Genomic DNA, 22,227 nt, shown 5'->3' with positions numbered 1-22,227 from the left:
TATGCATATTGCATTTCTAATAGCAAAATATGGCCGTGGTGGTGTGGAGAGGATGATGGTCAACACGGCGTCTGGGTTGGCTGGGTTGGGATTATCGGTAGATTATATTGCACCAGAAGACGGTCCCTATCTAGATCATTTGGATGCGCGCGTGGTTTTTTGTGGTCTGCCCTTGGGTAGGCGTGAAAGATTTGATTACGTTTGTGCCTATTTGAGACGAGAAGCGCCAGACTGCATCATCGTTGCTAAGGACAAGGATTTAAAGCTGGTCCTTTCAGCGCGGAAACGTGTGGCAAGTAATGCTAAAATAATAATGCGTCCTGGGACGACTATTTTATCAAAACTGGATAGTGAACTACCTTTAATTCGGTGGTATAGGCGGCGGGCAATAGCACGCGTTTACAGGGATGCGGATGCGCTTGTGGTAAATGCAGAGGCGGTCAGGAAGGATGTCTCGGCAGTAACTGGTATTTCTGCCGATGAGATATACTTAATAAGAAATCCGGTTATCAATAAACGCATGCTTAGTCAGGCCGATGGTGTGATTGAGCATGAGTGGATAAAGGATAAGTCGGTTCCAGTCATCATCGGGATCGGCAATTTGCATCGAGTCAAAGATTTCCCCACTCTATTGGAAGCGTTCTCTATAGTTCGTCAGCAGAGAGCACTGAAGTTGATCATTCTTGGTGAGGGGCATCTGAAGGATGAACTGAAATCCCTTTCGATGACCATGGGAGTGGGAGAGGATGTGGATTTTGCAGGATTTGTTGATAATCCATACCCTTACATAAAATCGGCAGATTTATATGTGCTTTCATCTGTAAGGGAAGGCTCCCCAAACGCGTTGACAGAGGCGCTGGCGCTTGGGACGCCTGTGGTGGCGACTGATTGTCCAGGTGGCGTGCGCGAGATTCTAAAGAATGGTCGGTGGGGTAGAATCGTCCCCGTAAGATCGCCATATGAAATGGCGCGCGCCATTGCGGCTACTTTGGATAATCACGCATCTGTTGAGGAGCTCATAAGCTCAGTGAATGAGTATACACAAGAGAATGCGGCAAAATCCTATTGCAAAATGATAAATATGGTTTGTGATAATAATAACTAAGAACTACATATTGAGTTTGCTGCGCATTTATAGGCTATAGAAAAGACAAATATTATAACGGTCTGGCTTATATGTTTTCATATTTCAGGCGTAAGAAGATAAATCCAGTTGTGCGGAGCAAAAGCGCCCGGGTTCGGGGCACGACAGTGATCCATCACTACTGCCCGCATACTTACAATGCGGGTGATCATTTTGTTATTCGCTCAATACGCAAACACTTGAGGCAGCATCTTTCGGATGTTTTGTTTTTGCCTAAAGCTGCTGCGGCAAATCGTGGGTGGGGTAAGCCCATAAGACTAAAGGGTGAAAACATTGATCTCAGCAATGAGTATGCAGATGCGGTCGTTGTGGGGGGGTCGGATCTTTATAATAACTGGGCTTTGCGCATTGATCGAAATGAGATTAAGGCGCTTCAGTCGCCACTGTATTTAATTGGAATGGGGATTTCCTCGAAGTTGCAGGAGGACAAGCCGAACATACAGAAGCCCTCGTATTACAGCGACATACTCGCAACGCATAATCATGCGAGGATGTGTGCTGTTCGAGATCATTTGACTGAGAAGTTTCTCATTGACATCGGATATCATGATGCGGTTGTAACAGGGTGTCCTGCGCTCTACTTGTGCGATGAGAAATTCCATGTCCATGGTGGAGGTGTGGTAGCGCTAACATTTCCATTTCCTTTGGCAAATCAAGGGGACCCTGCTCTGTACAGGTGGTTGATCGGGCTGGTTAAGAATATGCGTGAAACAGTTAAATCATTGGGATTGTGTCCGGTGATTGTGTGCCATGATGACAGAGATGTATTTACAGCTCAGTGTGAATTCCCGGAAGATAGGGTGTTTTTTTCTAACTATGTAGATGAGGTTGTGGATTTCTATCGGGAAGTAACTATGGTTGTTGGGTCTAGGCTACATGCATCAATACTCGCGGCAGGTCTTGGTAAGCCATTTATCAACATCAATCTTGATGCTAGGGGATTAGGCTTTTCGCAGATGTTTGGAATGAGCGACTGGAATGTAAGTTCTACCGATAGCAACCTAAGATATAAGCTTGATGAGCGGATTAGGAGGGTCGCATCTGGGAGCATAGAAGTATTTGAAGAGTTTTATGAAGTAAAGGCAAGGTATGCGCGAATATTCGATTCATTTATGCTTTCAGTTTCTAATGATATTAGGGCGCAGCTAGGAATGCTGTCTTGATGCTCATAAAGGCGCTTAATTATGTTAGATTGGCTTATTATATAATACGGCCAAAAACGATCATACTGCGTCGTTTTTCACGCGGCTTGGGTGACAATATCATGTTGTCGATGCTCCTGCCGGGTATCCGAGCCAAATATCCGCTGCACAAAATCATCGTTGAGACTCCATGGCCGGCATTGTTTATCGGCAACCCGAATATAGACTGGGTTACAGATCTGCATATTGTGACAACTGGCAAGCATTTGAAGCCGCGCTACCGCGTTACTCCATCTACTAAGGAGTCAATCTACAAACAGCTGGGGCAGTCTATAGGGGGCATTGAGACGCGAAGACCAGAGGTATTTTTGTCGAATGATGAACTCGATTCTGTCCGTCTTGGATTGCCAAGTAGCTATATTGTCGTATGCCCGATTGGGAAAATGGGTTTGACGGCGAATCGAAAAGAATGGGGTGTGGAGCGATTTCAGCAATTGTGTGAATTACTCAAGGCCTTTGCTATTGTCCAGGTAGGCAATCAAGCCGATCCACTCTTGAGTGGCGTTATAGATAGACGCGGGCTTGATATACGCGAGACTGCGGCAGTGTTGAAGCATGCTCGACTGTTCATAGGGCTTGAGGGCGGATTAATGCACTTGTCAGAGGCTGTTGGTGTACGTGCTGCAATAATATATGGGGGTTTTATCCTGCCGGAAATCTCTGCATATAAGGATCAATTGACTTTTTATCATCGGTCTCCATGCTCACCATGCTTTGATTCGAATAGGATGTTGCCGCCGTGCGAATCAATGGAATGTATGGAGCCAATTACGCCCAGCGTTGTGTTTGATGCACTTCGTATGAAGGGATGGCTACATGTCGATGGCGTGTAAGCTATGCGTGATTGTCCTTTTGACGTGCATTATTTATTTGTTTTAAACGTAAAATGTTTGATTTTAATGGGAGTGTCAAAGGTTCTACTGTTTTAATTATCCGCCTTTCGGCCATCGGTGACGTCGTGATGGCCTCGCCTTTGCTAAAAGCGATCCGATGTACATGGCCGAACGTGCACATCACCTGGTTGGTAGAGCCACAGGCGATGCCACTGCTGATCGACAACGATGAGATTGATCGCATTGTTGTCTGGCCCAAGGGCAATTGGAAGAAGCTGTTCCGAACGCTGCGCTGGTGGCGACTGATTCGCGAAATTCGCGACTTTTTGGTAGAGCTTCGCGCCGAGCGTTACGATCTGGCGCTCGACCTACAGGGCCTGTTCAAGAGCGGCATCTGGGCCTGGCTCTCGGGCGCCCGGGAGCGGGTGGGGCTGGGCTCCCGTGAGGGCAGTGGGTTGCTCATGACCCGGGTGGTAGATCGCAAGGGCGGGGATCCACGACGCATCGGTTCCGAGTACCTGCATCTGGCACAGGAACTCGGGCTCCAGGCTGATGACTTCTTCATGCACGTGGGGGTTTCGACCGCAGATGAGGCCGCAGCAGCCGAGATTGCGCAGTCCCATGGTCCCGCAGGTTATGTGGTCGGCTGCCCTTTCACAACCCGCCCCCAGAAGCACTGGGTTGAGGCCTACTGGGCAGACTTGGCGCGGCAACTGTACGAGCGGCTGGGTGCAAGGCTGGTGCTGCTCGGCGGCCCCGGTGACAGGGAGGCGGCGGCGCGCATCGCCGCAGCCGCAGGTGAGGCTGTGGACAACCGGGTAGGGGAGACGTCCCTGACCGGAGCGGCGGCAATTATCTCCCACGCCCGGCTCCTGATCGGGGTGGATACAGGGTTGACCCACATGGGCCCCGCGTTCAATGTGCCCACCATCGCCCTGTTCGGTTCCACCTGCCCCTACCTGGAGACTGGTCGAGACAATACGGTGGTGATCTACCACGAACTGCCCTGCAGTCCCTGCCGGCGGAATCCCACCTGCGGGGGGCGTTTCGATTGTCTGACGGGGATCTCGGTGGACGAGGTCATGGGACAGGTTGAGAGGTTGCTGTCACGAGCGGAGTCGATGGCGTGAGACTGCGTGTCCTGCACGTGGAGACCGGTCGCCACCTGTACGGAGGCGCTCTGCAGGTGCGTTACCTGCTGGAGGGGCTGGCGGCGCGGGGCGTGGCCAATGTCCTGGTTTGCCCCGTGGGCGCAGCCATTGCCGAGGCCGCCCGCCCCTACTGTGAAGCAGTACACGAGTTGCCCATGTCGGGGGACCTCGACATGGGCTTCTCGGGCCGCTTGAGCCGGGTCATCCGTGCAGAATCCCCGGACCTGGTGCACCTCCACAGCCGGCGCGGTGCAGACATCCTGGGTGGGATAGCGGCGATGCGCGCCGGGGTGCCGGCAGTGCTGTCCAGACGCGTGGATAATCCCGAGCCCGCCCTCTGGGCGCGCCTCAAGTACCGGTTGTTCGCACGGGTCATCACCATCTCCGAGGCCATCCGTCAGGTGCTGCTGTCCGAGGGAGTGTCCCCCGAGAAGCTCGTCTGCGTGCCGAGTGCGGTGGACGTGGCCGCGTACGATCAGGCCTGCGATCGGGACTGGTTCCGCAGCGCATTTGCCTTGGCGCCCGGTGAACGCACCATAGGCGTCATCGCCCAGCTGATCGTGCGCAAGGGTCATCGGCATCTGCTCACCGCCGCACCGGCGATCCTCACCGCCTGCCCGGACACCCGCATCCTGATGTTCGGCCAGGGTCCTCTGAAAGATGAACTGCACAACCAGATTCGCGACATGGGCCTGGAGGGGCGTGTGCAACTGGCCGGTTTTCGCGACGACCTGTCGCGCATCCTGCCCTGCCTGGACCTGGTCGTGCACCCGGCGGATATGGAGGGGCTCGGGGTCTCGTTGCTGCAGGCCGCCGCCGCCGGCGTTCCCCTGGTGGGTACCCGTGCCGGCGGGCTGCCGGAGATTATTCGGGAGGCGAATGGCGTGCTGGTGCCGCCCGCCGATCCGGCGGCGCTTGCGCAGGCGGTGATCGGCCTGCTCAAGGATCCGGAACGTGCGCGGCAAATGGGGGAGGCGGGCCGCGCTCTGGTGCGTGAGCGCTTCTCCATCGACGCCATGGTGGAGGGCAACCTGAGCGTCTACAGGGAGCTGATCGCATCCGGGACGGGCTTGCTGTGAGTGCACAAGGGTCGGCCTGGGAGCGCTGGCTGATCCCCGGCCTGCTTTTCTACTTCACGCTGCAGGTGATCATACGTGTCACCGGCTCGCCAGTATTGGACCTGGATGAGGCGGAGATGCTGGTGGTGACCCAGTGGTGGTTGGCCGGGTACTCGGGGCAGCCACCTCTGTACGCCTGGGTTCAGAAGCTCGCCTTCCAGGTGCTGGGCGTGAACCTTCTGGCGTTGAGTGTCGTCAAGAACGCGCTGCTGTTGCTGACCTATGTGTTTGTGTATCTTTCGGCGCGCAGGCTCATGCCGGATCCCCGGCTTGCGGTGCTGGCGACACTCTCCCTGCTGCTCATTCCGCAGGTGGCCTGGGAATCCCAGCGCGACCTGACGCACTCCGTCATGGTAACTACCGTCACTTCAGCGAGTGTCTATGTGCTGTTGCGCTGGCTTGAACGTCCGACCTTGGCGCACTACCTGCTGCTGGGTCTGCTGCTCGGCCTGGGCATTTTGTCAAAGTACAACTATGCCCTGTTTGCCAGTGCGGTCCTGTCCGTCCTGCTGAGTCTGCCCCGGGGGCGTGCCCTGCTTTTAACGCCACGGATTCTGCTCAGCGCAGGTGTCGCCGCGCTGGTGCTGGCGCCCCATGTGTTCTGGTTTTTTGGCACGGGAGAGCTTGGAACACGCTCCATGGAGAAGATGGATTTCGGTGGTGGCCTTTGGCCTTTGTCAGGGCTGACCAGCCTGACCATCGCAGTGATCGCCTTCCTGACACCCTTGTGGGTCGTGTTGCTGGCTGTGTTTCGCCGAGATTTCATGTCTGCGCTGGCGGGCCGTGGCAACCCAAGTGTTTCGGGTGAGTTTCCGCTGCGCCGCTACCTGATCGCCGTGACCGTGTTTCTGGTTGGCATGGTCCTGTTTCTGGGGGTTGCTCACTTCAAGGACCGCTGGATGCTGCCCCTGTTCCTGCTCTTTCCGCTGTACATCTTTTCCGGATTGCCAGCGGCTGCCCTGTCGCCCGCGCGTGTTCGCGCCTTCGTGGCCATCTGCCTGGCCGTCCCTGGGCTGGTCCTTTTGATCATGACCGGGCGTGTCCACGAGTGGCCCGCCCTGGAAGGGCAGCACCGCTACAGTTATCCCTTTGAAACAATGGCGGAGGAGATTCGACGTGCCGGGTTTCATCAAGGCCTGATCGTGGCCGATCGTGCCTTCATCGCGGGCAATCTGCGTTTCCGCATGCAAGAGAGCAGTGCTGCATATCCAGGCGTGAGCCGATCCGGGTTAAGCTGCGGTCCTGGCGAGGATCTGCTGGTCGCCTGGGATGCGCAACGTAGTGCCGAACCTTCCGCGTCCCTGCGCGACTGGCTCGCGGGGGAACTGCAGATTGACATCTCAGGGGTTGATTTCCAGGTTCTGCATGATGAGGCAAGCGGTGCAGCCCTGGGCGTGATGCTCATATCCTCCAATGTGTCGCGTCTGGAAGATCACTGTTAGATCAATCTGAGCGGGGAATATGACGGAACGCCGGATGTACTGATTTTACATACTCCATGGGCACGCTTTGCTTTGCCCATCCTGCAATCCGGAAACACCTCGAAATCGTAGGATGGGTGAAGCGCAGCGCACCCATCAGGCCATCAGGAATTCAAAACACCCCGTTCCCTGAGCAACCCGATGATCCGGTCTGCACCCTCTTCCGCGCTCAAGGTGCTGGTGTCGATGCGGATTTCTGCAGCCTCCGGGGACTCGTAAGGTGAATCGATGCCGGTGAAGTTCTTGAGATCACCCCTGCGGGCTTTTTTATACAGACCTTTCGGATCACGCTGCTCTGCGATTTCGAGCGGGGTATCCATGAATACCTCAATGAATTCCCCCTCAGGGAGCAGCTCACGGGCCATGCGCCGCTCAGAGCGGAAGGGGGAGATAAAGGCGGTCAGTACGATCAGTCCTGCATCCACCATCAGCTTACTCAACTCCGCCACGCGACGAATGTTTTCGACTCGATCGGCAGTGGTAAATCCCAGGTCCCGGTTCAGGCCATGGCGTACATTGTCACCGTCAAGCAGGTAGGTGTGGGCGCCCAGGTTGAAGAGCTTCTTTTCCACCAGGTTGGCGACGGTGGATTTGCCAGACCCGGAGAGGCCCGTAAACCACAGAACACATGGCTTGTGCCCCTTCTGGGCGGACCGCGCCTCCTTGTCAATGTCCAGATGCTGCAGGTGGATGTTATGGGCGCGCCGCAAGGCGTAATTGATCATGCCGGCGCCGACGGTGTTATTGCTCAGACGATCAATCAGGATGAATCCGCCCACGTCCCGATTCAGTTCGTAGGGATCGAAGGGGATTGAGCGATCCAGGCCGATGTTGCACACGGCGATGCCGTTCAGATCAAGCTTGTCGGCCGCCAGATGTTCAAGTGTGTTGACGTTGATCTGATACTTGATGTCGGTGATCACCGCATTGATGGTATTTGTGCCGATCTTCATCAGATAGGTGCGTCCCGGATACAGTGGCTGCTCATGCATCCAGACGATCCTGGCCTCGAACTGGTCTGCCACCTCGGCAGGTGCATCGACGGTCGAGATCACCGATCCCCGCGAGATATCGATCTCATCTTCCAGGGTCAGAGTGATGGATTGACCGGCGACTGCGTGGCTCAGATCGCCTTCGTCAGTGACGATACGCGTAACCCGGCTCTCCTTCCCTAAGGGCTGCACACGGATTCGGTCTCCAGGTCGAATCGTGCCGCTGGCCACGTAACCGGAGAAACCGCGAAAATCAGGATTCGGATGGTTGACCCATTGTACCGGCAGACGGAAGGGCGCCCTTTGCATCCGTGTATCGTCTATCTCGACGGTCTCCAGATACCCCATAAGCGTGCTGCCGTGGTACCAGTCCATGGCCTTGCTCGGGCGAACGATGTTATCCCCCTTGAGGGCGGAGATCGGGATGGCGACGCAATTCTCTATAGCCAACTTGTCTGCGAATTCCCGGTAATCCTCAACGATGCGCTCGAAGACCTCATGTGAATAGCCCACCAGATCCATCTTGTTAATGGCGAGTACCACGTGACGTATACCGATCAGGGACACCAAGTGGGTGTGACGGCGGGTCTGCGTCAGGACACCCTGGCTCGCGTCGATCAGTATCACGGCGAGATCTGCACTGGATGCGCCGGTGATCATGTTTCGGGTGTACTGCTCATGCCCGGGCGTATCCGCCAAGATAAACTTTCGCTTGTCGGTGCTGAAGTAGCGGTAGGCAACATCGATGGTGTTCCCTTGCTCTCGCTCGGCAGCGAGGCTATCCACCAGCAGGGCCAGGTCGATGTCGCCTTCCTGGGTGCTCCATTTCCTGGAATCGTTCTGGAGGGCGACCAACTGATCCATAAAGAGCATCTGGGAGTCGTAGAGCAGGCGACCGATCAGCGTGCTTTTGCCATCGTTCAGACTGCCGCAGGTAATAAAGCGCAGCAGGTTCTTGTGCTCGTGATGCTTGAGAGTCTGCTCGATATCCGTGCTGATCATCTGCTCCTGACTGTGGCTCATCAGAAATACCCCTCCTGCTTCTTCTTCTCCATGGAGGCGGCTGCATCCTGATCAATGATCCGACCCTTCCGTTCGGAAGTGCGAGCCAGCAGCATCTCCTGGATGATCGCCGGCAGTGTGTCGGCGGTGGATTCAATGGCGCCGGTGAGCGGGTAACAACCCAGCGTGCGGAAACGCACCCTGCGCATCATGGGCGCCTCCCCCTCATGGAGCGGCATCCTGTGGTCATCCACCATGATCAGAACTCCGTCCCGCTCAACGACGGGCCGTTCGGCAGCAAAGTACAGGGGCACAATGGGGATGTTCTTCAAATAGATGTATTGCCAGATATCCAGCTCGGTCCAGTTGGACAAGGGGAATACTCGGATGGACTCCCCCTTCTGCTTGCGGGCGTTGTAGAGCTTCCACAGCTCTGGGCGCTGGTTCTTGGGGTCCCAGCGATGCTGGGCAGTGCGGAATGAGAAGATGCGTTCCTTGGCACGGGATTTTTCCTCATCACGACGTGCACCGGCGATGGCCGCATCGAAGCCATACTTGTTAAGCGCCTGTTTCAGTGCCTCAGTCTTCATGATGTGGGTGTGCAGCTCGGAACCATGGGTAAAGGGATTGACGCCTTGGGCCACCCCTTCCGGATTGGTGTAGACGATCAGGTCCATGCCCAATTCCTGGGCGATTCTGTCGCGGAACGCATACATTTCCCGGAATTTCCAGCGGGTATCCACATGCAGCAGGGGGAATGGGGGCTTGGCGGGATAAAAGGCCTTCATGGCCAGGTGCAGCATCACCGCACTGTCCTTGCCGATGGAGTACAGCATGACGGGATTCTCGGTCTCTGCGACCACCTCCCGCATGATGTGAATACTCTCGGCCTCAAGGCGCTCGAGATGGGTCAAAGACTGGGAGTCGGTCATGGGATGATCCCTGCTCAGGTCCAAGTACTGATTCCGATCACGCGTTCAGGTATGGATGCGCCCTGTACTTGTCGATATCCATCACCAGCTCAAAGGCTGCATGCCCCATGGTGATGAACATGCTCACTTTCGGTATGGATCCGGTATACCCCAGTTGCGTTTGTACTTGAAGCGGCGATGGGTCCAGAAGTATTGAGCCGGGGCCTCCATGACCGCCTTCTCGACCACTTCGTTGATGCGCTGCGCATCGGACTCGGCGTCGTCAATGGGGAAGTGCTCCAGCGGGGCGCCAATCACCAGTCGATAACCCTGGCTACCGGGAAGGCGATAGCCGAAGAATGGCACCACGGGTGCGCCACTGATCTTCGCCAGGCGCGCCGTGGCGTTATTGGTGGCGGCAGGTACGCCAAAGAAGGGCACGATGGTGCTGTTCTTGGCCTTGTAGGCCTGGTCGGGCGCGTACCAGACGACCAGGTTGTCTCTCAGCGCACGAATCACATCCTTGGCCTTGTCGCGTCTGATGGCGCGCTGGCAGTGGTGCTCACGGTTGCGTCGAAAGCAGTACTCGATGACCGGGTTCTCGTGGGGACGGTACATGGCGGCGAAGGGCTGGTGCGGGACGAGCAGACGGCCGGCAATCTCCAGGGTGGTGAAGTGCGCCGATAGCAGCAGGACGCCCTTGCCGCCCTCCAGCGCCGTCTTCAGGTGTTCCAGTCCCTCGATATGCGCCAGCGGTTGCAGCCGTCGGTCGTCGGCCCACCAGCCGAAGGGTGTCTCGAACAGCGCCGCACCCATGGCGCGGAAATGCTCCCGGACCAATTCGCGGCGAGCTGCGGGTTCCAGGCTGGGGAAACACAGATCCACGTTCACCTGCGCCACGTGCCGCCGGCTTCTGGCCAGATGCCAGGCGAGGCTGCCCAGGGCTTCGCCCAGCCGGATCTGCCAACGCCAGGGCATGTGACTGGCGGCCCAGAGCAGCCCCACGCCCAGCCACATGGGCCAGTGGCGCGGGTGCCAGAGGGATTGGGGGGGGCTTGTCTTGCTCATGGGCGGGCCGGTCAAAATCGGCATTCTAGCAGGGGCTGGGGGGTGAACCCAAAGGACTTCATTGGCTTGCGTGATACAATCAACCACTGACTTCCCTTGTGTAAATCCGCTTTTCCTGGAGCCCCCCTTGAGCCAGATGTTGCCGCCTTTCGATCAGGCCCGGGTTCTGGTGGTCGGCGATCTCATGCTGGACCGCTACTGGACCGGACCCGTGTCGCGCATTTCCCCGGAGGCCCCCGTGCCGGTGGTTCGGGTCACGGATGCGGAGGAACGGGCCGGAGGGGCGGCGAATGTCGCCCTCAACATGGCCCGGCTGGGTGTCCAGGTGGAGCTGGCCGGACTGGTCGGCAATGACGAGGCGGGTAGCTCTCTGCGCTCGATTCTGGCCAGTGCAGGGATTCACTGCCGCTTCATGACCTGCCCTGATGTACCCACCATCACCAAGCTGCGTGTGATCAGCCAGCACCAGCAACTCCTGCGTCTGGATTTCGAGTCACCCCTGCAAGGGGTAGACGGTAGCGAGCTGGTGAAAGACGTATGCGGGAGGCTGACTGCCGGCATTGCCGCGCTGGTACTCTCGGACTACGGCAAGGGGACCCTGCAGCAGACACCTGAGCTGATCGCCGCGGCCCGCGCCGCTGGTGTGCCGGTACTGGTAGACCCCAAGGGGCTGGATTTTGAGCGCTATCGCGGCGCCACCCTGATCACGCCCAACCTGTCCGAATTTGAGGCGGTGGCAGGGCCCTGCGCCCATGATGATCAATTGGTGGAGCGAGGCGAGCAGATGCGCGCCGGCCTGGAACTCGAAGTCCTGCTCATCACCCTGGGTGACCGTGGCATGTTGCTGCTTCGCCAGGGTCACGATCCCCTGCACCTGCCCACCCGGGCTCGGGAAGTGTTTGATGTGACCGGTGCCGGCGACACCGTCATTGCCGTGGTGGCCGCGGCACTGGCAGCCGGCCGCGATCTGGCCGAGGCGGCCGGCTTGGCCAACCTGGCGGCCGGCATCGTGGTCGGCAAGCTGGGCACGGCATTCGTTTCCCCGGCCGAACTTCGCGGTGCCCTGCGCCGCCAGCGGGGCGGTTGGAGCAGCGTCCTCTCGGAGGAAGATCTGCTGCTGGCAGTGGAGGAGGCCAGGTCCCTGGGTGAGCGCCTGGTGATGACCAATGGCTGCTTCGATCTGTTGCACGAGGGGCACGTGGCCTATCTGGAGCAGGCCCGCCGCCTCGGTGACCGGCTCATCGTGGCGGTCAATGACGATGCCTCGGTGCGGCGTCTCAAGGGCAATGAGCGTCCGGTCAATACGCTGGCCCGGCGCATGGCCGTACTGGCCGGCCTTGCCTCCGTGGACTGGGTGGTGCCCTTCAGCGAAGATACCCCAGAGCGCCTGATCTGCGCTGTCCGCCCGGATGTGCTGGTCAAGGGCGGCGACTATCGCCCTGAACAGATCGCGGGAGCGGAGTGCGTGCGTGCTTCCGGGGGGCGTGTGGAAGTTCTGCCCTACGTGGAGGGCGCATCGACCAGCAGTATCATCGACCTCATTCGTGGATAGGGTGTGTCGAGCACGCCCTGATCATGCGGAAGAGGTGATATCCATCTGCCTTGCAACACTCTTGAATCGTCGGCCAGGACACCGCCCATGACCCCGGAATCCCTTGGAAACGTGCTGCGCGAGAGCGCGCGGATCAAGACGCAGCTTGCTGACGAGCAGGCGAGCCGGATCCTCGAAGTGATCGAGGTGGTGGTCTCTGCCCTGGCCGTTGGCAGGACGGTGTTCTTCTTTGGTAACGGCGGCAGTGCTGCAGATGCCCAGCACCTGGCGGCGGAGCTGGTGGGACGCTTCATGTTCGAACGCCGTCCGCTGGCTGCCGTAGCGCTGACAACCGACACCTCGATCCTCACCAGCATCGGGAATGACTACGGATTTGAGCAGATCTTCCTGCGCCAGATCCAGGCCCTGGGTCGCTCCGGTGACGTGGCTGTTGGGCTAAGCACCAGCGGCAACTCCCCCAATGTACTCAAGGCCATCGAGTCGGCACGGGCGCGTGGCCTCGTCACCGTGGCGCTCACCGGGAGTGGTGGTGGGAAGCTGGCCGGCGTTGCCCATCACTGTATTCAGGTTCCCTCCACGGACACCGCCCGCATACAGGAGAGTCACATCACCATCGGTCATCTGATCTGCATGGCTGTGGACGAGGCCGTCGCCGAGGGGCGCATTCCGAACCAGTATGACGGCGATTCCCGCGCATGAGTGGTAAGGCCCTGTTTCTGGACCGCGACGGCACGCTGATGGTGGATGTGGGTTACCCCAGCGACCCGGATCAGGTGGAGCTGCTCCCGGGCGTGGCGGAAGCACTGGCCGCTTGCCGTCATGCGGGGTATCGGCTGTCCATTATCAGTAACCAGTCGGGTGTCGGAAGAGGGTACTTCGGTGCTGATGCCGTCCAGGCAGTGCACGGGCGGCTGCTGGAGCTCTTGTCGGAGCGCGGCGTCTTCATCGACGATGCCCAGTACTGTCTACATGCGCCCGAAGCGCATTGCGAGTGCCGCAAGCCCTCTGCCCTGATGATCCGGCGTTCGGCCGAAGTCCTGGGTGTGGACCCCGCGCACAGCTTCATGATCGGCGACAAGGCATCGGACATCGAGGCGGGTCGCGAGGCGGGTTGCCGTACCATCTTACTCGCCCTCCCATCCGAACGAGACGATGCCTTGCGTGATGCGGCTGCCGATCACGTCTGTGCGGATTGGCAGCACATCGCTCAGATCATCACGGGTACAGGCTGATTCCCCCGCGCGGTTGACCGCGCAGCGCCGTGCTAACATCCGGGCCGTGTCGAACGAGCCTGTCCGGATACCGCGATAGCCATGTGGCGTAGCCTCTATTCCCTGCTGCTGTACCTGCTGTGGCCCCTCGTGGCCCTGCGGCTGCTGTGGCGCGCCCGGCGCAATCCGGAATACCGGCGGCGTTGGGGGGAGCGCTTTGCCGTGGGGCCGCGCCTGGATGCTGCGCCCCGCCTCTGGGTTCATGCGGTCTCCGTGGGGGAGGTGGTGGCCGCGGTGCCGCTGGTGCGCGCGCTAATGGCCCGTTTCCCGGATCACCGCATCCTCGTCACCACCACCACGCCCACCGGTTCTGCCGAGTTGCGCCGGCGTCTGGGTGAGACGGTGGAGCACCGTTACCTGCCCCTGGATCTGCCCCATCTGATGCGCGGCCTGTTGCGCGCCGTTCGGCCGCGCCTGCTCGTGGTCATGGAGACGGAACTCTGGCCCAATCTGTTCGCCGCCTGCCGCCGGCAGGGGGTGCCGGTGATGCTGGTCAACGGGCGGCTCTCGGCGCGTTCATTCCGGGGCTACCGGCGCATCCGGCCCCTGGTGGCCGAGGCCTTGGGGGCGGTGACCGCGCTGGCGGCCCGGTCGGACGAGGATGCCGAGCGGTTCATCGGGCTGGGCGCCAGGCCCGAGCGGGTGCGGGTGACCGGCAATCTGAAATACGACCTGGAACTGCCGGCAGGTGGGGCGGGGATCAAGCCCCTGATGCGACCGGCATGGATCGCGGCCAGTACCCACGAGGGCGAGGACGAGCGTCTGCTCGCGGTCCACGGGCGGGTACTCGAACGTGTGCCGGACGCCCTGCTGATCCTGGTGCCCCGGCATCCGGAGCGTTTCGAGGCGGTGGCCGAGCTGTGTCGGGCGGCGGGGATGCCGGCTGCCCGGCGTTCACGGGGTGAGCAGCCGGGACCCGACACCCGGGTGTGGCTGGGCGACACCATGGGCGAATTGCCCGAACTGTTTCCCCTCGCCCGGGTGGCCTTCATGGGCGGCAGCCTGGTGCCGACCGGCGGGCACAATCCCCTGGAGGCGGCGGCCCATGGACTTCCGGTCCTGACCGGCCCCCACGTGTTCAACTTCCGCGAGGTGTTTGACGCCCTGGTGCAGGCGGGTGGGGCGGAGGTGGTGGCCGACGAGGCCACCCTGGCCGGGCGGCTCATCGCGCTGCTGAGCGATGAGGCCGAGCGTTCACGCCGGGGAGAGTCGGCGGCGCGGGTGGTGCAAGAAAACCGGGGCGCGGTAGCGCGGGTGGTGGACTGGGTGGAGCAAGTGGCAAGTGGCTAGTCTCAAGTGGCAAGGAAAACCGCTTGTTGTCTGGACACTGGCTGCAGGGTCAGGTGCTGTGCTGGGATTGAAGTGACTTGCTGCAGAGATGTGGAGTCGCAGAGTACGAATGAAAAGAACGACAGGATTTTTCAGGATTCACAGGATCGGATGAATAATGGGTTTCAAACTCAAGTACTTATCCTGTCAATCCAGAAAAATCCTGTTCATTGCATTTTTCTGCGCCTTCGCGTCTCTGCGGCAACTCTTTGAATTTCCTTGCCACTTGAGACTTGCCACTTGCTACTTGATCAAACCCGACAGGGCCTTGAACTGGGAATGCCTTGCATCCCGCAGCCATTCGAAGATCACCGACTCGTGATTGGTCACCACGGCGCCGGCCTGGCGCAGGCGGTGCAGGGCGTTGGCCTTGTGGGCCGGGTCACGGGAGCAGACGGCATCTTCAGCTACGAAGGGGGTGAAGCCGGCGCCGAGCAGGTCCAGGGCGGTCTGCAGCACGCACACGTGGGTCTCCATGCCGCAGACCACCACCTGGGGGCGGCGGGCCGATTTCAACGCATCCAGCAGGCCGGAATCGCCGCAGCAGGAGAAGGAAGTCTTATCCAGCACCCGGGCGCTGGCCGGCAGCTGCGCGGCCAGGGGCGCCACAGTGGGGCCGAGTCCCTTTGGGTACTGCTCGGAGACCAGCACCGGGATCTCCAGCTGGCCGGCGGCCTGGGCGAGGCGCCCGGCGGCGCGCACCACGCCCTCCCGGGCCGTTGCGTCCATGGCGCCGGCCAGGCGCTCCTGGACGTCGACGATCAGCAGCTGGGCATGGGCGGCGTGGCAGAGTCCGAGGGCCTGCACGGGGTCACTCCAGCCAGGCGTTGATGGCCTGAATGTCCTGCTCGTCCAGGGTGCCCGCGGCCTGCTTCAGGCGCAGGGTGTTGACCACGAATTCATAGCGGGCCTGGGCGTAGTCCCGCTGGGCGCGGAACACCTCGCGCAGGGCCAGCAGCACGTCCACGGCGGTGCGGGTGCCCACCTCGAAGCCCGCCTCGGCGGCCTCCGCGGCGGCCTGGGTGGAGGCCAGAGCCTGGTTCAGGGCCTGCACCCGGGAGATGCCGGCCACCACGGACAGGTAGGCGCTGCGGGTCTGCTGCACGGTCAGGCGCTGGGTCAGTTCCAGCTGTTCCCGGGCACTGTCGAAGCGTTCCCGGGATTCGCGGGTGAGCGAGGAGGTGCGCCCGCCGCTGTAGATGGGCACGCGCAGCTGCAGGGCGATCTGGGCGTCGGTGCGGTCCAGGAGCTGGGAGTTGGCCGTCGGGGCGCCGCTGTTGTCGATGTCCGCATAGCTGGCCTGCAGACCCACGGTGGGGTAGTGGCCGGCGCGCTGGCGCTTGATCTCCTCGGCGGCGGCCTCGGTGGCGAAGCGCCGGGCGGTCAGACCCAGGTTGCGGTCGATGGCGCTCTCCACCCAGCGGTTCATGTCGGCGGGTTCCGGCGTGGTCAGGGGCAGGCGGTCGCTCAGGCTGGCCAGGGCCTCGTAGTACTGGCCGGTGACCACCGCCAGCTGTTCCCGGGCGATGTCCAGCTGGTTGCGGGCGGCGATCTCCTGGGCCACGGCGATGTCGAACTGGGCCTGGGATTCCTTCACGTCGGTGATGGCGATCAGCCCCACCTCGAAACGCCGCTCCGCCTGTTCCAGCTGCCGGCCGATGGCCTCTTTTTCGGCCTCGGCGAAGGACAGGTTGTCCTGGGCGGCGAGCACGTCGAAGTATGCCTCGGCGACGCGCAGGATCAGTGCCTGGCGGGCGGCGTCGCGGAACGCGGTGGCCTGGGCGATGCTCAGGTCCGCCTGGCGCAGGGCCACGTAGTTGCGGTGGTCGTAGACGCTCTGGTTCAGGGTGATGTCGAAGCGGGTGGTGTCGTAGCTGGTATTGGGGAAACCCGAGGGTTCGGTGCGGGTGTGGGCCTGGGAGGCACCGGCATCGATCTGGGGCAACAGGACGGAGCGGGCCTGGGGGCGGGCCTCCAGTGCGGCCCGGTAGTCGGCCTCCGCGGCGCGCAGCTCGGCATCGTGCTGCAGGGCCGTCTGGTAGATGGTCCAGAGGTCCGCCGCCTGGCTGGTGGGCAGCAGGATCGCAGTGCCCAGGGTCAGGGACAGGAGGATGCGATGCAGTCGGGTGGTCATGGGTCTCTCCATGGTGCGGATGCATGCCCCGCAGGGAATTGATTATTAGATATTTCTAATATTCTAGCCGCGATGGTCTTCCTTGAGAAGGACGCGGTGTCGATGGATCAGTATAGGGGAAGATGCGGATCCACTTCCCGGGACCAGGCGTCGATCCCGCCCACCAGGTTAGTGACCCGGGAAAAGCCGTGGTGTTCCAGGAACAGCCCCGCGTGGTGGCTGCGCACCCCGTGGTGGCAGATCACCACGATCTCCTGCTGCGGGTCCGCCCCGGTCAGCCAGGCGGGGATGCGGGACAGGGGCACCAGGGTGGAGCCCTGGATGTGGGCGATGTCGTATTCCCAGGGCTCGCGCACGTCCAGCAGCAGGGGCGCGGGCCGCCCGCTGTCTTCGAGCCAGGCCTGCAGACCCCGGGGCGTGAGCTGCTGCATGGTCGCCGCAGGCCGTCCTCAGAAGACGAAACGGGGTTTGGGCTCGGTGCCTACCAGGGGCTTGAGGCAGGTCTCGAACAGCATCTCCCGGGAGAACTCATTCTCGCCCAGGCGGGTGATGAGCATGGCCTCCATTACCGGGGCCTGACCCACCACCACAAACAGACGCCCGCCCACGTTGAGCTGGCGCTCGAAGCAGTCCCGGTACTCGGGCAGGGAGGCGGTCACGGCGATCACGTCGTAACGCTCCCGCTGCACGGTCCAGCCATGGGCGGCGTCTCCCTGGCGCAGGGCGGCATTGGTGATGCCCTGCTGTTCCAGGCGCTTCATGGCGGCGTACTTGAAGTCGTCGTGGATGTCCACGCTGTCCACCTGGGCGCCCAGTTTGGCCAGGCAGCAGGTGACGTAGCCTGAGCCGGTGCCGATCTCCAGACACACGTCCGTGGGCTGCACGTTCAGGGCCTGCAGCATGCGGGCCTCCACCTTAGGGGCCATCATGGACTCGCCGTGGCCGAGGGGGATCTCGATGTCCGCATAGGCCAGACCCTGGTGCTGCTCGGGTACGAACAGTTCCCGGGGGGTCTGCTCGATCACGTCGAGCACCCTCTGATCCAGCACATCCCAGGGGCGGATCTGCTGCTCGACCATGTTAAAGCGGGCCTGTTCGAAGTTCATGACCATGACATCCTGCTTGGGTTGAGGGGGGTGACCCGCATCTATTCGGGTTGCTAAGCGGCCAAAGGGTACGTACAAGGCCCCGGCCGGGCAAGTCCCGCTTGCCCCGATGGGGAAATCGGTGTGCTATAGGGGCAGCGCACACAGCCGGGATCTATCCGCATGTTCGAAGCCGCCGAACTGGGCCGCAAGGTCTCAAAATCCGACTACAAGGAAGCCCTGCCGGCGCTGCGTGCCGGGCTCACGGAGGCCCAGCAGCGCCTGCGCGACAGCGGGGTCTCGGTGCTGGTGATCGTGGAAGGGGTCGAGGGCGTGGGCCGGGGCGAGGTGGTCAATCGTCTCAACGGCTGGCTGGACACCCGCGGCACCGAGACCCACGCCTTCTGGGACGTCTCCAGCGAGGAGCAGTCGCACCCGCGCTACTGGCGCTACTGGCGTAGCCTGCCCGCCCGGGGAAAGATCGGCCTGTTCTTCGGCGCCTGGTATGCCGAGCCGCTGATGCGCGGCACCACCGGCGAGTGGGATAGGGCGCGGGTGGAGGCTGCCGCCACCCGCATTCGGGACCTGGAACGCATGCTGGCCCTGGAGGACACCCTGATCCTCAAGTTCTGGTTCCATCTGGACAAGGACACCCAGAAACAGCGGCTCAAGGCACGCAAGCAGGACCCGGACAGCCGCTGGTCCCGCCGGCGCAACGGCGACAAGCTGCTGGATTACAAGGCCTTTGTCGGCGTCGGCGAGACGGTCATCCAGGCCACGGACACGGCGCTCGCCCCTTGGTATCTGATCGAGGCCACCGACCCCCGCTACCGGGACCTGACCGTGGCCCGCACCCTGCTCAAGGCCATCACGGAACGGCTGGATGCCGAGGGCCCCGTGCACCGGGAGGAGATACTGTCCCACGCCCCCAGCCTGCCCGAGGCGGAGGAAGCGCGACTCACGGTGCTGGACCAGGTGGACCTGGGCCAGTCCCTGGACAAGGCTCGGTACAAGAAGCGTCTGGAGGAGGCTCAGCGGCGCCTGCGCGCACTGACCTGGAAGGCCCACGATGCCGGCCGGGCCAGTGTGCTGGTGTTCGAGGGCTGGGATGCGGCGGGCAAGGGCGGCACCATCCGGCGGCTCACCGCGGGCATCGATGCCCGGCTGCACCGGGTGATCCCCGTGGGCGCCCCCAGCGACGAGGAGTTGGCCCATCATTACCTTTGGCGCTTCTGGCGCCATGTGCCGGGGAGCGGGCGCATCACCGTGTTTGATCGTTCCTGGTACGGGCGGGTGCTGGTGGAGCGGGTGGAGGATCTGGCCCGGGCGGAGCAGTGGCGCCGGGCCTTCCACGAGATCAACGACTTCGAGCAGCAGCTCTGCGAGCACGGCATCCTGGTGCACAAGTTCTGGCTGCACATCAGCGAGGCCGAGCAGCTGGCCCGCTTCCGCGCCCGGGAGGAGACCGCCTACAAGCAGCACAAGCTCACCGACGAGGACTGGCGCAACCGGGAGAAGCGCCCCGAGTACGAGGCTGCCATCAACGAGATGGTGTTCCGTACCAGCACCGAGCAAGCCCCCTGGACCCTGGTGCCATCCGAGGACAAGCGCTTCGCCCGGGTCGCTGTCATCGAGACCGTCTGCGAGCGCCTGGAAGCGGTGCTGGATTAGTAAGGCTGCCGCAGAGGCGCGGAGGCGCAGAAAAGTCAAAGGATCGGACAGGATTTACATGATTAACAGGATTGAATCAGAAACCACAAAATCCATGTTTTAAATCTTGTTAATCATGTAAATCCTGTCGAGTCAGTTCTTCTCCGCGCCTCTGCGGCAAGCCTTTGATTTTTCATGCCACTAGCCACTTGCTACTTGCCACTATTCCAGCAAACCCGACCGGGCTGCTATAGTTTCAAATCACAGACGAGGCTAGGGGTGCCCACCGGAGCGACCGATTGGGCTGAGAAATACCCTTGGAACCTGAACCGGATCATACCGGCGGAGGGAAGCTTCGGAGCCACGCCTCCACAGCCGCTCCGTACCTCCCCCGCTCCCCACGCGAGGTACACCATGAGCGCCATCCCACAGGACTTCATCGCCAAGACCGCCCGGCTCTCCGAGGAGATCACCCGGCCGTTCCCCCGTTCCCGCAAGATCTTCGTCCAGGGCTCGACCCCGGACATCCGCGTGCCCATGCGGGAGGTGAGCCAGGCGCCCACCCAGGCCTCCATGGGGGCGGAGGAGAACCCGCCGATCACCGTCTACGACACCTCCGGCCCCTACACGGACCCGGCTGCGTCCATCGACCTGATGCAGGGCCTGCCGGCGCTGCGCGAGGCCTGGATCGAGTCGCGCCAGGATACCGAGCGCCTGGACGGGCCCAGCTCCGAGTACGGCCGCGCCCGGGCCGCCGACCCGCAGCTGGCCGCCCTGCGCTTCGAGCACATCCGCGCGCCGCGCCGGGCGCGCCCCGGCCTGAACGTCACCCAGATGCACTACGCCCGCCGGGGCATCATCACGCCCGAGATGGAGTTCGTGGCCATTCGCGAGAACTGCCGTCTGGAGGAGATGCGCGCCGACCCCCGCTACGCCAAGCTGCTGCGCCAGCATGCCGGCCAGCCCTTCGGCGCGAAGATCCCGGAGCTGATCACGCCCGAGTTCGTGCGTGACGAGGTGGCCGCGGGCCGGGCCATCATCCCCAGCAACATCAACCACCCGGAACTGGAGCCCATGATCATCGGGCGCAATTTCCGGGTGAAGATCAACACCAACATCGGCAACTCCGCGGTCACCTCCAGCATCGAGGAGGAGGTGGAGAAGCTGGTGTGGTCCTGCCGCTGGGGCGGCGACACCCTCATGGACCTGTCCACGGGCAAGAACATCCACGAGACCCGGGAATGGATCCTGCGCAACAGCCCCGTGCCCATCGGTACCGTGCCCATCTACCAGGCCCTGGAGAAGGTCAACGGCAAGCCCGAAGATCTGACCTGGGAGCTGTTCCGGGACACCCTGATCGAGCAGGCGGAGCAGGGGGTGGACTACTTCACCATCCACGCCGGCGTGCTGCTGCGCTACGTGCCGCTCACCGCCGACCGGGTCACGGGCATCGTCTCCCGGGGCGGCTCCATCATGGCCAAGTGGTGCCTGGCCCACCACCGCGAGAACTTCCTCTACACCCACTTCGAGGAGATCTGCGAGATCATGAAGGCCTACGACGTGGCCTTCAGCCTGGGCGACGGCCTGCGCCCCGGCTGTCTGGCGGATGCCAACGACGCCGCCCAGTTCGGCGAACTGGAGACCCTGGGTGAGCTGACCAAGATCGCCTGGGAGCATGACGTGCAGGTGATGATCGAGGGTCCCGGCCACGTGCCCCTGCATAGGGTCAAGGAGAACGTGGACAAGGAGCTCAGCGACTGCTTCGAGGCGCCCTTTTACACCCTCGGCCCCCTGGTCACCGACATCGCGCCGGCCTACGACCACATCACCTCCGGCATCGGTGCCGCCAACATCGGCTGGTACGGCACCGCGATGCTCTGCTACGTGACCCCCAAGGAGCACCTGGGGTTGCCCAACAAGCAGGACGTGCGCGACGGCATCATCACGTACAAGATCGCCGCCCACGCCGCCGATCTCGCCAAGGGCTTCCCCGGTGCCCAGGTGCAGGACAACGCGCTGTCCAAGGCCCGCTTCGAGTTCCGCTGGGAGGACCAGTTCAACCTGGCCCTGGACCCCGAGCGGGCCCGGGAATTCCACGACGAGACCTTGCCCAAGGAGGCCCACAAGGTGGCGCACTTCTGCTCCATGTGCGGCCCCAACTTCTGCTCCATGAAGATCACCCAGGATGTGCGTGATTATGCCGCCAAGCAGGGTCTCACCGAACAGGAGGCCTTGGAGCAGGGTATGCGTGAGAAGGCGGTGGAATTCGTGGAGAAGGGGGCGCAGATCTACCGGGAGGTGTAA

General features: G+C 61.4%; 19 protein-coding genes and 1 riboswitch. Of the genes, 12 read left to right on the top strand and 7 right to left on the bottom strand.

Translation table 11 applies throughout. From position 1 onward, the window contains the following. Position 1 precedes the first annotated feature (1 nt). The 6 genes from D580_RS16235 (at position 2) to D580_RS0109115 (ending at position 6,890) form a co-directional block, all read left to right on the top strand. Entirely contained in the window at positions 2–1,105 is a 1,104-nt protein-coding gene (locus D580_RS16235; protein ID WP_081617267.1) for a glycosyltransferase, read from the top strand. A 146-nt stretch (positions 1,106–1,251) separates the two neighbouring features. Further along, positions 1,252–2,307, top strand: a complete 1,056-nt coding sequence (locus D580_RS16230; RefSeq protein WP_196799733.1) for a polysaccharide pyruvyl transferase family protein — start codon at positions 1,252–1,254, stop codon at positions 2,305–2,307. A gap of 101 nt (positions 2,308–2,408) precedes the next feature. Beyond that, on the top strand, positions 2,409–3,179 hold the full coding sequence (locus tag D580_RS16225) for a glycosyltransferase family 9 protein (RefSeq protein WP_196799732.1): 771 nt from the start codon (positions 2,409–2,411) through the stop codon (positions 3,177–3,179). Positions 3,180–3,232: 53 nt separating this feature from the next. Beyond that, positions 3,233–4,309, top strand: a complete 1,077-nt coding sequence (locus D580_RS0109125; RefSeq protein WP_018954098.1) for a glycosyltransferase family 9 protein — start codon at positions 3,233–3,235, stop codon at positions 4,307–4,309. 2 nt (positions 4,310–4,311) lie between these two features. Next, entirely contained in the window at positions 4,312–5,409 is a 1,098-nt protein-coding gene (locus D580_RS0109120; RefSeq protein WP_038043493.1) for a glycosyltransferase, read from the top strand. Then, the gene (locus tag D580_RS0109115) at positions 5,406–6,890 is read left to right on the top strand and encodes an ArnT family glycosyltransferase (protein WP_018954096.1); all 1,485 of its coding nucleotides are present in this window, start codon (positions 5,406–5,408) and stop codon (positions 6,888–6,890) included. The genes D580_RS0109120 and D580_RS0109115 overlap by 4 nt, the downstream gene beginning before the upstream one ends. Positions 6,891–7,033: 143 nt before the next feature. On the opposite strand, the gene cysN is transcribed toward D580_RS0109115, so the two are convergent. The 3 genes from cysN to lpxL all read right to left on the bottom strand — a co-directional run bounded on the left by cysN (position 7,034) and on the right by lpxL (position 10,902). Next, a complete protein-coding gene (cysN, locus tag D580_RS0109110) occupies positions 7,034–8,944 on the bottom strand; it encodes a sulfate adenylyltransferase subunit CysN (protein ID WP_018954095.1) in 1,911 nt (636 codons plus the stop codon). Beyond that, entirely contained in the window at positions 8,944–9,855 is a 912-nt protein-coding gene (cysD, locus tag D580_RS0109105) for a sulfate adenylyltransferase subunit CysD (RefSeq protein ID WP_026289852.1), read from the bottom strand. Before cysD ends, cysN begins: the two co-directional genes overlap by 1 nt. A 123-nt stretch (positions 9,856–9,978) precedes the next feature. Then, positions 9,979–10,902: an LpxL/LpxP family Kdo(2)-lipid IV(A) lauroyl/palmitoleoyl acyltransferase gene (lpxL, locus tag D580_RS0109095; protein WP_026289851.1), complete on the bottom strand. Its 924-nt coding sequence runs from the start codon at positions 10,900–10,902 to the stop codon at positions 9,979–9,981. A gap of 127 nt (positions 10,903–11,029) precedes the next feature. On the opposite strand from lpxL, the gene hldE reads away from it, so the two are divergent. From hldE to waaA, 4 genes are all read left to right on the top strand, one after another. Next, positions 11,030–12,454, top strand: a complete 1,425-nt coding sequence (hldE, locus tag D580_RS0109090) for a bifunctional D-glycero-beta-D-manno-heptose-7-phosphate kinase/D-glycero-beta-D-manno-heptose 1-phosphate adenylyltransferase HldE (protein ID WP_155999790.1) — start codon at positions 11,030–11,032, stop codon at positions 12,452–12,454. Positions 12,455–12,541: 87 nt separating this feature from the next. After that, on the top strand, positions 12,542–13,153 hold the full coding sequence (locus tag D580_RS0109085) for a D-sedoheptulose-7-phosphate isomerase (RefSeq protein WP_018954090.1): 612 nt from the start codon (positions 12,542–12,544) through the stop codon (positions 13,151–13,153). Then, a complete protein-coding gene (locus tag D580_RS0109080) occupies positions 13,150–13,686 on the top strand; it encodes a D-glycero-alpha-D-manno-heptose-1,7-bisphosphate 7-phosphatase (protein WP_018954089.1) in 537 nt (178 codons plus the stop codon). The genes D580_RS0109085 and D580_RS0109080 overlap by 4 nt, the downstream gene beginning before the upstream one ends. An 81-nt stretch (positions 13,687–13,767) precedes the next feature. Next, on the top strand, positions 13,768–15,015 hold the full coding sequence (waaA, locus tag D580_RS0109075) for a lipid IV(A) 3-deoxy-D-manno-octulosonic acid transferase (protein ID WP_018954088.1): 1,248 nt from the start codon (positions 13,768–13,770) through the stop codon (positions 15,013–15,015). 282 nt (positions 15,016–15,297) lie between these two features. Here waaA and D580_RS0109070 read toward each other — a convergent pair whose 3' ends face one another. The 4 genes from D580_RS0109070 to D580_RS0109055 all read right to left on the bottom strand — a co-directional run bounded on the left by D580_RS0109070 (position 15,298) and on the right by D580_RS0109055 (position 18,294). Further along, a complete protein-coding gene (locus D580_RS0109070; RefSeq protein WP_018954087.1) occupies positions 15,298–15,861 on the bottom strand; it encodes a hydrolase in 564 nt (187 codons plus the stop codon). Between the two features lie 4 nt (positions 15,862–15,865). Then, positions 15,866–17,188: a TolC family outer membrane protein gene (locus D580_RS0109065; protein ID WP_018954086.1), complete on the bottom strand. Its 1,323-nt coding sequence runs from the start codon at positions 17,186–17,188 to the stop codon at positions 15,866–15,868. Between the two features lie 107 nt (positions 17,189–17,295). Beyond that, a complete protein-coding gene (locus D580_RS0109060) occupies positions 17,296–17,619 on the bottom strand; it encodes a rhodanese-like domain-containing protein (RefSeq protein ID WP_018954085.1) in 324 nt (107 codons plus the stop codon). An 18-nt stretch (positions 17,620–17,637) separates the two neighbouring features. Further along, a complete protein-coding gene (locus tag D580_RS0109055; RefSeq protein WP_026289849.1) occupies positions 17,638–18,294 on the bottom strand; it encodes a protein-L-isoaspartate O-methyltransferase family protein in 657 nt (218 codons plus the stop codon). Between the two features lie 162 nt (positions 18,295–18,456). Between D580_RS0109055 and pap the strand changes: the two genes are divergently transcribed. Together pap and thiC are read left to right on the top strand one after the other, a co-directional pair. Then, a complete protein-coding gene (gene pap, locus D580_RS0109050; RefSeq protein ID WP_018954083.1) occupies positions 18,457–19,944 on the top strand; it encodes a polyphosphate:AMP phosphotransferase in 1,488 nt (495 codons plus the stop codon). Between the two features lie 244 nt (positions 19,945–20,188). Then, positions 20,189–20,291: riboswitch (TPP riboswitch) on the top strand. A gap of 46 nt (positions 20,292–20,337) precedes the next feature. After that, on the top strand, positions 20,338–22,227 hold the full coding sequence (gene thiC / locus D580_RS0109045) for a phosphomethylpyrimidine synthase ThiC (protein ID WP_018954082.1): 1,890 nt from the start codon (positions 20,338–20,340) through the stop codon (positions 22,225–22,227).

The organism is Thioalkalivibrio sulfidiphilus, from assembly GCF_000377945.1.
In the GTDB taxonomy this organism is placed as follows: Bacteria; Pseudomonadota; Gammaproteobacteria; order Ectothiorhodospirales; family Ectothiorhodospiraceae; genus Thioalkalivibrio_A; species Thioalkalivibrio_A sulfidiphilus_A.
This window is presented reverse-complemented; position numbering and strand designations above follow the sequence as displayed.